Annotated in this window: 10 protein-coding genes; 6 read left to right on the top strand and 4 right to left on the bottom strand. The window is 36.2% G+C overall.

What is annotated here, in order from left to right:
* Positions 1–438 (top strand): LPXTG cell wall anchor domain-containing protein (locus V7S50_RS24855; protein WP_336376603.1); only part of this gene is annotated, 438 nt, incomplete at its 5' end.
* Between the two features lie 66 nt (positions 439–504).
* Here the strand turns inward: V7S50_RS24855 and V7S50_RS24850 are convergent.
* The gene (locus tag V7S50_RS24850; protein WP_242256696.1) at positions 505–2,244 is read right to left on the bottom strand and encodes an S-layer homology domain-containing protein; all 1,740 of its coding nucleotides are present in this window, start codon (positions 2,242–2,244) and stop codon (positions 505–507) included.
* Between the two features lie 257 nt (positions 2,245–2,501).
* Here V7S50_RS24850 and V7S50_RS24845 point away from each other — a divergent pair, with 257 nt between their 5' ends.
* On the top strand, positions 2,502–3,992 hold the full coding sequence (locus V7S50_RS24845) for a coproporphyrinogen III oxidase (RefSeq protein WP_242256698.1): 1,491 nt from the start codon (positions 2,502–2,504) through the stop codon (positions 3,990–3,992).
* A gap of 402 nt (positions 3,993–4,394) precedes the next feature.
* Entirely contained in the window at positions 4,395–5,951 is a 1,557-nt protein-coding gene (locus V7S50_RS24840) for a fatty acid--CoA ligase (RefSeq protein WP_242256699.1), read from the top strand.
* A gap of 27 nt (positions 5,952–5,978) precedes the next feature.
* Here the strand turns inward: V7S50_RS24840 and V7S50_RS24835 are convergent, their stop codons facing one another.
* Positions 5,979–6,449, bottom strand: coding sequence for a hypothetical protein (locus V7S50_RS24835; protein WP_000955002.1), 471 nt, complete (start codon positions 6,447–6,449; stop codon positions 5,979–5,981).
* 187 nt (positions 6,450–6,636) lie between these two features.
* Here V7S50_RS24835 and V7S50_RS24830 point away from each other — a divergent pair, with 187 nt between their 5' ends.
* Together V7S50_RS24830 and V7S50_RS24825 are read left to right on the top strand one after the other, a co-directional pair.
* Positions 6,637–8,115 (top strand): SulP family inorganic anion transporter, encoded by a 1,479-nt coding sequence (locus V7S50_RS24830; protein WP_242256700.1) that lies wholly within the window; start codon positions 6,637–6,639, stop codon positions 8,113–8,115.
* A gap of 197 nt (positions 8,116–8,312) precedes the next feature.
* A complete protein-coding gene (locus tag V7S50_RS24825; RefSeq protein ID WP_060629718.1) occupies positions 8,313–8,684 on the top strand; it encodes a hypothetical protein in 372 nt (123 codons plus the stop codon).
* A 115-nt stretch (positions 8,685–8,799) separates the two neighbouring features.
* Here the strand turns inward: V7S50_RS24825 and V7S50_RS24820 are convergent, their stop codons facing one another.
* Positions 8,800–9,681, bottom strand: coding sequence for an accessory Sec system S-layer assembly protein (locus V7S50_RS24820; protein ID WP_242256702.1), 882 nt, complete (start codon positions 9,679–9,681; stop codon positions 8,800–8,802).
* Between the two features lie 14 nt (positions 9,682–9,695).
* On the bottom strand, positions 9,696–12,062 hold the full coding sequence (secA2, locus tag V7S50_RS24815) for an accessory Sec system translocase SecA2 (RefSeq protein ID WP_242256703.1): 2,367 nt from the start codon (positions 12,060–12,062) through the stop codon (positions 9,696–9,698).
* 282 nt (positions 12,063–12,344) lie between these two features.
* On the opposite strand from secA2, the gene V7S50_RS24810 reads away from it, so the two are divergent.
* Positions 12,345–13,865: a putative polysaccharide biosynthesis protein gene (locus tag V7S50_RS24810; RefSeq protein ID WP_242256705.1), complete on the top strand. Its 1,521-nt coding sequence runs from the start codon at positions 12,345–12,347 to the stop codon at positions 13,863–13,865.
* Positions 13,866–13,953 lie beyond the last annotated feature (88 nt).

The following is a 13,953-nucleotide window of genomic DNA, read 5'->3' as shown; positions in this document are numbered from 1 at the left end:
GAAAAACCAGGTGAGGAGACAGAAAAACCAGGTGAGGAAACAGAAAAACCAGGTGAGGAAACAGAAAAACCAGGTGAGGAGACAGAAAAACCAGGTGAGGAAACAGAAAAACCAGGTGAGGAAACAGAAAAACCAGGTGAAGAAACAGGAAAACCAGGTGAAGAGACAGAGAAACCAGGTGAAGAAACAGGAAAACCAGGTGAAGAGACAGGAACACCGGGTGAAGAGACAGAGAAGCCGGGTGAAGGAACAGAAAAACCAGGTGAAGGAATGGAAAACGTAGATAAAGGAAAACCTACCTTACCAGAAAAAGGACAAGGTGCGTCTCATGCACAACGCCTTCCAGCCACAGGACATGATATGAATTATCTACCATTCATTGGTTTTGCTCTTGTTTTATTAGGAATACGTCTTAGATTTATGATTAAAAATAGCTAATAGTTTTATAAATTTTATAAAAGGCATAAGAGAAATGTTATCTCTTATGCCTTTTAGTTTTGTTGTTTAAGCTTCAATCACTTTAAGCATTCGGTTTAAAAATGCGGCTGATTCAGCGCGTGTTGCTGTGCCTTTTGGTACGAATTCATTCCGTTCGTTACCTTTTACAATTCCATATGCATAAACGTTTTGTAATGCTTTTTTATCGTATGCTAAGTTTTGGTCAGTGAATGGTAATTTCACTTCTTTTCTATAAATCCAGTTATATTCTAATGCACGGTCAATCATAATAACAGCTTCATCACGTGTTATTGTAGCATTGGGATCAAATTTATTATTCCCACGACCATTGATGATACCTGCACTAGCAGCACGTTTAATTCCATCCACTAAAGATGGATGTGCTTCGTTTAAGTCTGTAAATGTAGCGTTTCCAGCAGGTAATTTTAAAGCTCTCGACATTAAATTTGCAAACTCAGCTCGTGTGACAAGACGATTTGGCCAGTAAGAACCATTTCCGTCACCGAACATGATTTTTCTAGCTGCTAACTGACGAATGTCTTGCTCATACCATCCACCTGTAATGTCATCTTTTTCATGAGGGACTTCTGGCGGCGGAATAACATCTTTACGATGTTCATTATAGTAAGCGTTCGTGCCTTTTAAGAAAGCATCCCATTGTCCGCGTTGAATCATAAATGCAGGGCAGTTTTTTCCGCTCCAAAATTGATGTTTTTGAACGTGATCTAGAGATATGTTTAATTCGTTCATTAAATAGGCTGCTAATTTTCGTGCGTTTTCTACCGCTTTAGCATAATTCCCATCACTGTTCACAGCAATTTCAATTCCGATAGATTCATAGTTTCCAGTCTTATTTCCAGCATGCCAACCAACTTCATTTAATGGTAAATGTTGATAAATTTCTTTGTCGTCTACTGTGAAATGCCAAGATGCTGAACGGTCAGTCTTTCCTCGTGCTTGATTATCTAAGTACTTTGCATGATTTAACGCGTTAGCGCCTTTACTCGTATTAGCAGTTTCGTGAATTGTAATGTACTTCGGTTCCATTGCGTAGCCAGGGCGAATGTTTTCATTACCTTTTGGAACGATCATTTCTTTAAATGTAACACCATAAACGTTATTTGTAGGCAAATTAGATGGTGTTTTGAAAAATGTTGCACTTCTATTTTGGGTAGTAATTGGCTTTTCGAATAATGATGCTTTCGTACCTTCGAATGTAGCTGAAGGAGCATAAATCCATTTCTCAGTTCCGTTTATTTGAATTTTAAACCAATTCCCAGCTTGTTCAGTAGGAGCTACTGTTTGTGGCTGTAATTTCATTTCTTCTTTAAACGATTGGAAAGGGAATGAATATACTGATGTTTCTTCTGTTACAATTAGTTTTTGATTCGAGAGTTTATGAATCTCTTGTACTTCTAAACTATTATTTTTCTTATTAACCCAGCCAGAACCAAATGTAGTTTGTATATAATAGGCATGGCCTTTTTTCTTCGTTGCCTTTACTACTGGTTCAGCAATTTCAATATTTGTTTTGGTTTTTAAGTCGTTTGAATCGTATAGTGGAAGTTTTGTTGATAAGTGGAGAAGATATTCACCCGAGATTTCAAGGTCGTTTTCTTCTTCAAGTCTATGCTGTTTTGCATGTTCTTCAATGCTTTTTAAAGCTTGTTCATCCATAGACAATTCCGCAGTTTTCTCTATATTTTCTGCGAATGAATGGGTAGGTGCTACAAATGTTTGTAATGCTAAAGATAGTGCTAAAATGTTGTAAAACTTTTTTTTCATAGTTGTTTTAACACGTGATAGTCTTTATTGCGTGTTAAGAGTCCTCCTTTATATGTATTTAAATTAGTAGCAAGTACTAATACGTTCTAGATTGTAACAAGAGTATATTCTAATGTCTATACAACTGGAGAAAGTTCGTTAAAAGTCAATATTCAGTTTGTTTTAAATAGAATATCTAAATAAGGTAAAACCTTCTGTATTGACCTGCAAACGCCCTTCAAGTAAACTAAAGAGAGTTTGCAAATGAAAAGGTGATAATGTTGTTAATTTCAATTAAAACGTTACAAGATGATCGTTTTTTACGTCCGCTACAAAATATTGGCGGCTTATTTTTTGAAGATAGTACGATTAGATTTGAACAAGAGGAAGCAAATCTTATCGTTGATATACACATTGAAGAGAATGTGAAAGCATCAGCTCGTTTAACAGATGTTGCGACTGGAAATGTGTATGAAGAAACATTCGCAAAAGATTTATCTGCTTTCACAGATGAAAAAGAGCGTATGAAGCAAGTGAAGCACGTTGTTTCTTATGTATATCTTTCTGTTCTTCAGCAGTTAACTGGGCTTGAACAAAGCTGGGGTATTTTAACGGGAGTTCGTCCGACAAAACTTCTTCATAAAATGCTTCAAAATGGTATGTCAAAAGAAGAAGCACACCAAGAACTTCGTGAAAGCTATTTAATTCATGAAGAGAAAATTGAGCTTCTTCAGCGTATTGTGGATTGCCAATTAGCAGTAGTTCCGGATTTATACCGTTTGAAAGAGGAAGTAAGTATTTATATCGGTATTCCATTCTGCCCAACAAAATGTGCATATTGTACATTCCCGGCGTATGCAATTAATGGACGCCAAGGATCTGTTGATTCGTTCTTAGGTGGTTTACATTATGAAGTTCGTGAAATTGGTAAGTTTTTAAAAGAAAAAGGTGTAACAGTTACGACGATCTATTACGGCGGCGGTACACCGACAAGTATTACAGCAGAAGAGATGGATATGCTGTATGAAGAAATGTATGAAGCGTTCCCAGATGTGAAAAATGTGCGTGAAGTAACAGTTGAGGCAGGTCGCCCAGATACAATTACGCCAGCGAAGTTAGAAGTGTTAAATAAATGGAACATTGACCGTATTAGTATTAATCCGCAGTCATACCATCAAGAAACACTAAAAGCAATTGGACGTCACCATACTGTAGAAGAAACAATTGAGAAGTATCATTTAGCTCGTGAAATGGGAATGAACAATATTAATATGGATTTAATTATTGGTCTTCCTGGTGAAGGGCTAGATATCTTCAAACATACGTTAGATGAAACAGAAAAGTTAATGCCAGAATCATTAACAGTTCATACGTTATCATTTAAACGTGCTTCTGAAATGACGCAAAACAAACGTAAATATAAAGTAGCAGGTCGCGAAGAAATTACAGCGATGATGCACGAAGCAGAAGAGTGGACGCAAAAGCATAATTACGTACCATATTACCTATATCGTCAAAAGAATATTTTAGGTAACTTAGAGAACGTTGGGTATGCAATGCCGACGCAAGAAAGTATTTACAACATTGTCATTATGGAAGAAGTACAATCGATTATCGGACTTGGCTGTGGTGCATCAAGTAAATTTGTTCACCCGAAGACGGGAGCAATTACGCACTTCGCAAATCCGAAAGATCCAAAATCATATAACGATGGCTTCGTAAAATATACAGAAGACAAACTGAAAATTTTAGAAGAGCTATTTGTATAAGAAGAAGGGGACTGTTCCGAATCGGGACAGTCTCTTTTTTATCCTGCTATTTGCTGGACAGTAAAACTCCCAGGATATCAGTTGCCCGTAACTGCCCGATTGGTGAGGATTGATTAAAGTTTTACTTTATATTGTTAGTTTTTGTCGGTAAGTCGATATAATTGAAAAATCGCTGATATAAATGGAGTTAGGCTCGATATATTTTGAAAATCGCTGATATATTTCAAGTTACGGTCGATATATCCGGAAAATCGCCGATATAATTTCATTTACCATCTAGCAACGCTGTTTGTAAAACTATGTCGATAATAATCAGAAAAATTAGTCAAATCGATAGAGGACAATGTCTACTTATGGACGAAATGATAGATTTATGAAAGAGAAAAGGGGGAAATTGTTGGCATGTACATGACAATAGGGAGAATATTTGATTTATCTGTTGGTAAGTATCCGAATAAAGAGGCATTAGTAGAACCAGAAAAAAATATTCGCTGGACGTATAAACAGTGGGATGAGCAAATAAATAAAACGGCGCACGCTCTATTAGAAGAAGGGGTAAGAAAGGGAGATACTGTATCTGTTTACTTATATAACTGCCGTGAATTTGTAAACGTTTACTTAGCGTGTGCGAAAATTGGAGCAATCTTTAACCCGATTAATTTCCGCTTAAAAGCAAAAGAAGTATCGTATATTCTCCAGGACGCATCCTCGAAAGTCGTTGTTTTTGAAAAAGCCGTTGAATCAACTGTCGCTATCATTGAACGAGATTTCCCAAATTCGTCTTTTTGGTATGTAGAAGACGATACACCTTCCTATGCAAGTTCTTATCATGAAAAAGTAAATGCAGCATCTTCTGAGAAAATAGATATCGAAATTGATGAAATGGATTATTGTTCTATGCTGTATACGAGCGGTACGACTGGTCATCCGAAAGGCGTACTTCATCGGCATCGTGAAATGACTGAGCATAGTATGATTTGTACGTATTTCCTTAAATACAATAGAGATAGTGCGGGGCTTGTCGTTGCACCTTTATATCATTGCGGTGAGTTAAATGCCGGGATTATTCCGCGCATTCAAGTTGGCGGAAAGAATGTTATTTTACATCATTTTGATACAGAAACAGTATTACATACGATTCAAGAAGAAAAGATTACGACGTTCTTTGCAGCACCGACGATGTGGAATATGTTACTGCAAAAAGATTTAGCACAGTATGATTTAACTTCGATGAAGATTGGTATATATGGCGGAGCAGCGATGGCTCCAGCACTAGTAAAGGAATGTAAAGAACGTCTTTATATTGATCTTGTTCAAATATATGGGATGACAGAAATGGGACCTGTTGTTGCGTTTCTCGTAGAAGAGGATCAAATTACGAAAGCTGGTTCAGCGGGAAGACCATGCTTTAGTCATGAAATTCGAATTGTAAAACCAAGCGAAGATGCACCGGCAGAGCCAGATGATGTATTGCCTCCTTATGAAGTAGGGGAGATTATTTTGCGCGGCCCAACTATGATGGCTGGTTATCATAACCGAGAAGAAGCAAATGCAAAATCGATGTATAAAGGATGGTATCATTCTGGTGATTTAGGCTACTTCGATAAAGACGGTTATTTATTCGTCGCAGATCGCGTGGATGATATGGTGATTAGTGGCGGCGTTAATATTTATCCACGTGAAATTGAAGATTTCCTTCATAGTCATCCTGGTATATTAGATGTTGCCGTACTTGGTGAACCAGATGAATTATGGGGAGAACGTGTTGTGGCAGTCGTTGTAAAGAAAGATGAAACGATTACAGAAGATGATTTGGAAATATATTGTAAAGAAAGTGATGAATTAGCAGATTATAAACGTCCTCGTCACTATTTATTTGTGGATGAACTGCCTCGTAATGCGAGTGGAAAATTACAAAAATTTGTCCTGAGAGAGTCGTTGAAGGGTACAAAAAAATAGAAAGTGGGGGATACCCACTTTCTATTTTTATTTACGTGAAAAACCTTCTTCATCAAGGTATTCCGCAGCTTCTGGATAAGAGTTGAATGTACCGTCTAAGTTTACACCAGCGTACACGTTCCACATATCATCCTCTTGAATAAGAGTTAGGATGTGGCCATCTTCGTTCTTCCATTCTTCTTCTGCAGCAGGTTCCATTGGTGTAACAATTTCTTCTGGCTCCTGTGATAGACGTTCAATTACTTTTTCAATTAATGAACGCAGTTCTTCTTCTGAAAACTCACGGATGTTAATCATGCCTTTATCATCTGTTTTATAACCTTTAATGAAGTTTGCATATACAAAGCCGTTTCCATTTGGATGTAAGTGATAAACAACGTTCTTTTTATCTAAACGACTTTCTTCAAAGTGAAAGTTCACGCGTTTTAATGATACGTTTTTTCTTTCTAATTCAGGGAAAGATTCAATAATCGATAATTTTTCTTCAAAAGTTAGCATAGTGCCTCCAAATATATAATAAAAGATTTAATTTATCTATTATAGCATAGTTATAATGGTTTCCAAAGATGTGATGGGAGCTTACAATTGAATGCGTTTACGTCACGATACTGTAAAAAGTGGACTAACGAATGTATCTTTTTAGGTGTACAATGGAACGTGGACTTAATGTGAAGGTGGTTATTATATGTTTCAAAAAATAGCAAAGGAATGTTTAGCAGGTTTTACGGTTGCGATCGTTGCGTTGCCACTTGCCATTGCATTTGGTATTGCTGCAACAGGAACGTCTGAGGGAGCGCTAGTCGGATTGTATGGTGCGATTTTTGCAGGTTTATTTGCGGCGTTATTTGGTGGTACACCTGGGCAGGTTACGGGGCCAACTGGACCGATTACTGTTATCGCAACAGGGGTTATTGCGACGCACGGATTAGAGGCGAGTTTTATAGCCTTTATAATGGCGGGACTGTTTCAAATTTTATTCGGTGTATGCAAGCTTGGCTCTTACGTGAGGTACATTCCGTATCCTGTCGTTTCAGGATTTATGAACGGAATCGCATTAATTATTATTTTAGGTGAAATGAAGCATGTGCAAAATAGTTTTCTACTTGTCGTATTAACGATTATTGTAATGATTGTTTCTGGAAAATGGATTAAGGCAATTCCATCTAGTTTAGTTGCATTAGTTGGTGTGACAGCTATGCTTCCTTTATTTTCTTCTGCGTTAGAAGGACTTACAGTGAAGTTACCGATTATCGGAAACCTGTCATTAAATAAGGTGATTGAAAAGATTGGAACGATTCCAGAAGCGATGCCGACGCTTCATATTCCATCTTTAAGTGGAGCAGGCATAGCAGAACTTATTCTACCAGCGCTTAGTATTGCTTTATTAGGATCGATTGACTCGTTGTTAACATCGGTCGTAATGGATAATGTGACGGGTACACGTCATAAAAGTAATAAAGAACTGGTCGGACAAGGTATCGGTAATATGATGAGCGGATTGTTTGGCGGATTAGCAGGGGCAGGTGCGACTGTACGATCTATCGTTAATATAAGAAGTGGCGGTAAAACGGCGCTTTCAGCAAGTATGCATAGTGTTATATTATTTATTTTCATTATGGGACTTGGCTCGGTTGTACAATACATTCCACTTGCTGTATTATCAGGTATTTTAATTTTAACGGGTATTGGAATGTTTGATTGGGAAAGCATGAAGAAAATGCATGTAGCACCAAAAGGTGATGTCATAGTTATGCTCGTAACGATGGTTGTCACAGTGAAGTTTGATTTAATGATCGCTGTTGCGTTCGGAATTATTCTTTCTTTCATTATATACATGGTGAAATGTAAAGAACGTAAAGCTTCTATTGTAAAAGAAAAGGAAGCGACGTATACGATTCAAGGACCGCTCTCCTTCCTATCAGTAGACCGTATTTTTACTACTTTACAAGATGTGAAGTCACCGATTGTTTTACGTATGAAAGATGCGCGCTATATGGATGTATCAGGAGCTATGGCGTTATTGAATTTTATTGAGCAGTCGGATAAATCAGGAGTGAGTGTGACGCTAGAACAAGTGCCTACTCATATTGAAAAAACATTAGTAACGATGGCGAGTAATGAGCAGAGAGATAAATTACAGTTTGTAGAAGCTGATGTTATGTAAGGGAATGCCCTCGTATGAGGGTGTTTTTTTATTGTGTTTAATATCTGTATATAACGTTTTTTTGCGATTATTGACATTTATTAATCTTAGCAGTATAGTAACATTCTAGATTAGGTATGTGATATTATAATAATGTATATGAATTTTGAGATTCCTTTTTTTTAGAAGGAAGAGCTTTAAGCTGGAGGGAATAATTGATGTACAAACAGTTACCACATGGAGTGAAAATTGGGATTACACGCTCAATTGTTGTTTCTTTTGAGAAGTATATGAAAGAAATTGAATGGAACGAAGAAAAGTTTGATATGCAACAATTTGTTGAACAGTGGAAACAGTATTTATACACAAAATCAACTTGGATCAATAAAGTAGATGACGAGTTGAAAGGACATCCAGATTTCCATCAAGCATTGGCGATGAAAGTAAATGAAAAAATTAACGAGTTTATTAATGAAAAACCGAGCGAAGAGCAAGTGGAGCAATTAACGAGAAATAAAGTGAAGCATGCAGATGAAATGTGCAAATTAGAAGCCGAATATCATATTGAACGTTTATTAGTAACGAAATAAATTTTACATAAAGAAAAAGCCTGTCCGAAGAGATATGATGACCATCTTTTTGAACAGGCTTTTTTGTATGTAAAAGAAGAAGAGAGGTAGCTTTGGAAGCAACCTCTCTTTATGATTAGTCTTGTGGTACAAGTGCTTTCCAAGAAGATAGGTCTATATCTTCTTTTAATATAGATGAAGCAGGGAAGACAAATGACCATGGTTTCGTAGTGTTCGCTTTAATTTCAAGGTTAGGTAATGTGAAAGCGCCTTTAACAACAACTGCCCCCGTGGCATCCTCAATATGAAGAGGAAGTTGCTCTAGTTGAATGTTGTCTTTACAACCGTTACGAATAAGAAGCGTTGTATGTAAATCACCGTTTTCTTTTCTTGCAGCTTGCAGGCCTAGGAAGTTAATTTCACCTTCGCTTGGAGGTGTTAAATTGTCTACGAAATTACGTAAAGCTTCTTTGCTTGCTTCAGGTAACTGAGCTTCCCAAGATGGATCTAAATCTAATGCATGCTTGCTTTCAAGTTCAAACGCTAATTCCCAATCTGTTTGCGATAATTCAGCATCTGTAATTGTCTCTTGCTCAAATGTAAAAATAAATGGCATATTTACATTTGCAGGAATATCTCCTAATGCAGAAAGGTTAAATGTTTTGCGTGCGCATAGTTTCTTCTCTTTATTTAGAAGAATTAATGTAACCTCTTCGAAAGAAATTGGTTTCGGAACAGTGCTGCGAATAAATACAGCTACGTCATAACCATTATCACGCTTTTCAATCTCAATTCCAGATAAAGAAATTTGATATTCTTGTAAACGTGGTAGTTCTTTATGTAAAAATTGATAGATGTATTTTTGTTCTTGCGCTACTGCACCCCAGCTAGGGTGAAAGTAAAGTGTTGGTTTTACAGTTTTACTTTCAGGGTTTGTTTCTTCTTGTCCAAATAATTGATTACTAGAGACAGTCGTATCTTTTCCGCTTTTCTTAGCTTTTTTTAGGAATGATAACATAATCTTTCACCTCGTTATTGTACGTTTTCAGGAACACCTAAATGTCTTGCAACATAGCGGCACATTTCTTTTTCGAAATTACCATATGTGTATAAAAAGATATCTAAACCTTCTTTTTGATAAAGACGAGTAGGGTCTTCTTGTTGATATTGTCTTAGCCCGATGCCTTCTTTTAAGTGGGTCATTGCATCTAAGTGATTTACCCAGTTCTGATCTAGGAAATGAAGGGCAACATATCGAAGCGACTCTTGTAAATCAGTATGGCTAGTTAGTTCATTTACGCGCTCTTTATAAAGAGATAATGTTTCTTTCAAAACGGATTGTAAATCTTCCGGTGAGTGTACATTATTCGCTGATAGTGATGGCATATTTTCTACCGGTAAAATTTCGTTTATATTTGCTGTTAAACTAGCAAAATCCCATTCTTCCGGAAGCATACCTTCTAAAAGATATTGCTTAGAAATGGCTTCTACAGCATGATCAATCATTGGAATAATAATTTCAATCATATTTGTATCTTCTTGTAACAAGTTATTACGTAATTTATAAATAACGTTACGTTGATCATTAATTACATCATCTAACTTTAAATTGTACTCACGCATTGAGAAGTGGCTACCTTCACAAATTAATTGTGTACGGTTCACGAAGTCATGCACTTTTGAAGTTAGAATAAGTCCTGTTTCATCTGTTTTCAGTGATTTAGTTAATTTCTCGACTTCTTCTTGTGCGAAACGTCGTAACATTTCATCTTCTAAAGAAAGGAAGAATTGAGAACTACCGGGGTCACCTTGGCGACCAGCACGACCTTTTAGCTGATTATCAACGCGTCTTGATTCATGGCGTTCTGTCCCAATTACATGTAATCCGCCAATTTCGTGAACACCCTCACCTAGTAAAATATCAGTACCTCGTCCAGCCATATTTGTCGCAATTGTAATTTGTCCTTTTCGTCCAGCAGTTGCGATTAAATCGGCCTCTTGCTCTGCGCTTTTCGCATTTAATAATTGATATGTAATATTTGCTTCATCTAAGTAACGAGCAACGGTTTCAGATTGTAAAATAGACATCGTTCCAATTAAAATCGGGCGTCCTTGTTTATTGTGTTTTAGAACATCTTCACGTACAGCTTTATATTTAGCATCGGCTGTTACGTACACGACGTCATTTTTGTCTTCACGAATGATAGGACGGTTTGTCGGAATCGGCATAACTTCCATGTTATACACTCGGTTAAATTCTTTTTCTTCCGTTTTTGCTGTACCTGTCATACCAGATAATGCTGGATACATGCGGAAGAAGTTTTGAATTGTAATGGACGCCTGTGTTTGGTTTTCTTCGGTGATTTCTAGACCTTCTTTTGCTTCAAGAGCTTGGTGTAAACCGTCACTTAAAGAGCGACCATCCATAACACGGCCCGTGAAAATATCTACAAGTAGAATTTTTTCATCATGTACAATATAGTCAACATCACATTGGAAAGCGACATGAGCTCGTAATGCTTGAATCATATAATGATATAAAGTTTGATGCTCTAAATCATATAGGTTCTCGATATCGAATAAATCTTCTATTTTTGTAATACCGTCTTCTGTAAAACTAGCAGATTTCGATTCTGCATCGTACGTGTAATGAAGGGTATCCTGGAATGATTTAATAACTTTGGCACATAAATAGTGTAAATCAGAGCTGCTTGATTTCTTCCCAGCGATAATAAGAGGCGTCTTCGCTTCATCAATTAAAACGCTGTCAATCTCATCGATAATAGCAAAATGATAGGGACGTTGTACCTGCTCATTTTTTGAAGTAGCCATATTATCACGTAGATAGTCAAAGCCAAATTCTGTTCCAATACCATATGTAATATCAGCTTCGTAAGCAAGTTTCTTTTCGGCAGGATCGATTTGAGGAATATTCAATCCAACCTTTAAACCTAGAAATTCATGAACTTGGCCAATCAATTCTTTATCTCGTTTTGCTAAATAGTCGTTTACAGTAATAACGTGAACGCCTTTTCCTTCAAGAGCACGTACGTATGTTGGAAGAGAAGAAACTAATGTTTTCCCTTCGCCAGTTGGCATCTCTGCAATATTACCTTCCAATAGTACAAGGCCACCAATTAACTGCACATCGTAGTGACGTAATCCAAGTACACGCTTTGCTGCTTCACGTACAACAGCGAACGCCTCTACTTTTATATCATCCACTGTTTTTCCATTATGTAGCATGTTTTTAAATATGATCGTTTTATTACGTAATTCTTCATCAGATAAATCAGATAGTTTTTCTTCTAGATTATTAATGTCTTGAACAAGTTGTTCATATTTTTTTAGTTTTCTCTTTTGAGAATCTCCTAACAGTTTTTTTACCGAATTCAGCATGTTGTAAACACTCCTCTTACTGACAATAGCTACATTATAGCACATGTTTATACTGAATAAGTAGAAGTAGTAAATTGAAGAAAAAACTGGATAAAAATAAGAAGTTATTGCACATACTATATTTAAAACCTAGAAAGAAAGAGAGTATTCAATATATAAGAAATTTGGTATGATAGCTAAATGAGATAAAGTGAAATTTTTCAAAAAAGAGAAGAATATAGCTATCTCGTTTTATGATGTAGTATGTATGTAAATTATATATTGAAAGAAAAGAGCTAGAAAATGAATAATAAGTTTGTGAAAGGCGCTGCGATTTTAACGATTACAACGTTTTTATCGAAAGTGTTGGGAAGTTTTTTTCAAATCCCATTACAAAATATAGCAGGAGATGAAGTGCTTGGGATCTTCCGCCTTGTTTTTCCTGTATATATGATAGCTTTAACTTTATCAGTAGCGGGAGTACCGCTAGCTATATCACAGTTAATCGCTGAACTTCATGAGAAGAATGATAAAGATGGGATTGCTAAACTATTTACGTCAGCATCTATTATTGGAGTAATATTTGGGGTGCTTGGATTTTCGGTTATTATGATTGGATCAAGTATGTTTGCAAATATGCTTGGTGGACAAGATACGAGAATCCCATTAATTGTTACCTCGTTTGCTTTATTAATTGCACCATATATGGCGGTATATCGAGGGTATTTCCAAGGTTTTGGAGATATGATTCCTACCGGGGTGTCACAAGTAATTGAGCAGTTCATTCGTGTTTTCTTTATGTTAGCAATTGCATTCTTATTTGTATATTGGAATAAAGAGAGTGATATTGTAACAGGCGGCGCAATGATTGGTTCTTGCCTTGGGGTAATTACGTCACTTATCTATTTGAGATTGAAGTATGTAAAAAGTATATATCGTTATAAAAGTAATACATATTCACTGCAAGATTTTAAAGATAATGCAAAAAAAATACTTCGGGTTTCGATTCCAATTGCAATTGGGGCATTATCGATGCCGGTGTTAAATTTAGTTGATTCTGTAACGATTCCACATATGCTACATGGATCCACTACAATGATTCAAGAACAATTTGGTATATATAGTCGTGGCTTTGCGTTTACACAATTAATTGTCGTGTTTGCAAGTGCGATGGTATTTCCGTTAATCCCGTTATTAACTGCTGCATTAACAAAGAAAGATATAGCGTTAGCAAAACAAACAATTGAACGAACAAATGAGCTTGCTCATGTTTTAACAACACCGATAACAATCTGGCTCATGGCACTTGCAATCCCGTTAAATGTTGGATTGTTTACAGATGCTAAAGGGAGCGGAATGTTAGCTATTTTAATTGGTAGTTCGTATTTCACATCACTTATGGTATTATCAATAGGAATTTTGCAAGGAATTAACCGTTCTAAGCAAGCGGCGTGGATAGTTGTTGGAGCGAGTTTTGTAAAAGTCATATTAAATATAGTACTCGTAAGTCAATTTGGCATAACTGGTGCGGCTTATAGTACACTTATCATATATATCATGATTTGTATCGTAAATTATATATACATCCGAAAAGAATTGGCTTATTCGATTCGAGTGAGGAGATTTTTTGCTGTAATTGGAGTATCTAGTATAGTAGGTATAGGATTGTATTTCACATCTACTTTAATAAATGTGGTAGATTCTAGATTTATTGCAATAATATATAGTGGTTTAGCATTTTGTGTGGCCTTGTTCATATATGGCATATGCGCATTAAAGTTGAATTGGATATCAAAAAAGCAAATTCTATTTTTACGTAAGTAAATTTGTTCATAAATGAGTATGGCTATTTATATGTTTGTGAAAGAAATCAATTTAAAGTTATCCAACTTTTCTTATTAAAGAGTTGATA

The sequence above is a fragment of the Bacillus sp. CCNWLW194 genome (genome assembly GCF_037120585.1).
Classification (GTDB): domain Bacteria; phylum Bacillota; class Bacilli; order Bacillales; family Bacillaceae_G; genus Bacillus_A; species Bacillus_A basilensis.
The sequence above is the reverse complement of the archived record's forward strand: the minus strand, read 5'-3'. Positions and strand labels throughout refer to the sequence as shown.

Bases quoted from the DNA above. Each gene is read 5' to 3' on its own strand.
- V7S50_RS24850 (WP_242256696.1), bottom strand. From the start codon at position 2,244: ATGAAAAAAAAGTTTTACAACATTTTAGCACTATCTTTAGCATTACAA.
- V7S50_RS24845 (WP_242256698.1), top strand. From the start codon at position 2,502: ATGTTGTTAATTTCAATTAAAACGTTACAAGATGATCGTTTTTTACGT.
- V7S50_RS24840 (WP_242256699.1), top strand. From the start codon at position 4,395: ATGTACATGACAATAGGGAGAATATTTGATTTATCTGTTGGTAAGTAT.
- V7S50_RS24835 (WP_000955002.1), bottom strand. From the start codon at position 6,449: ATGCTAACTTTTGAAGAAAAATTATCGATTATTGAATCTTTCCCTGAA.
- V7S50_RS24830 (WP_242256700.1), top strand. From the start codon at position 6,637: ATGTTTCAAAAAATAGCAAAGGAATGTTTAGCAGGTTTTACGGTTGCG.
- V7S50_RS24825 (WP_060629718.1), top strand. From the start codon at position 8,313: ATGTACAAACAGTTACCACATGGAGTGAAAATTGGGATTACACGCTCA.
- V7S50_RS24820 (WP_242256702.1), bottom strand. From the start codon at position 9,681: ATGTTATCATTCCTAAAAAAAGCTAAGAAAAGCGGAAAAGATACGACT.
- secA2 (WP_242256703.1), bottom strand. From the start codon at position 12,062: ATGCTGAATTCGGTAAAAAAACTGTTAGGAGATTCTCAAAAGAGAAAA.
- V7S50_RS24810 (WP_242256705.1), top strand. From the start codon at position 12,345: ATGAATAATAAGTTTGTGAAAGGCGCTGCGATTTTAACGATTACAACG.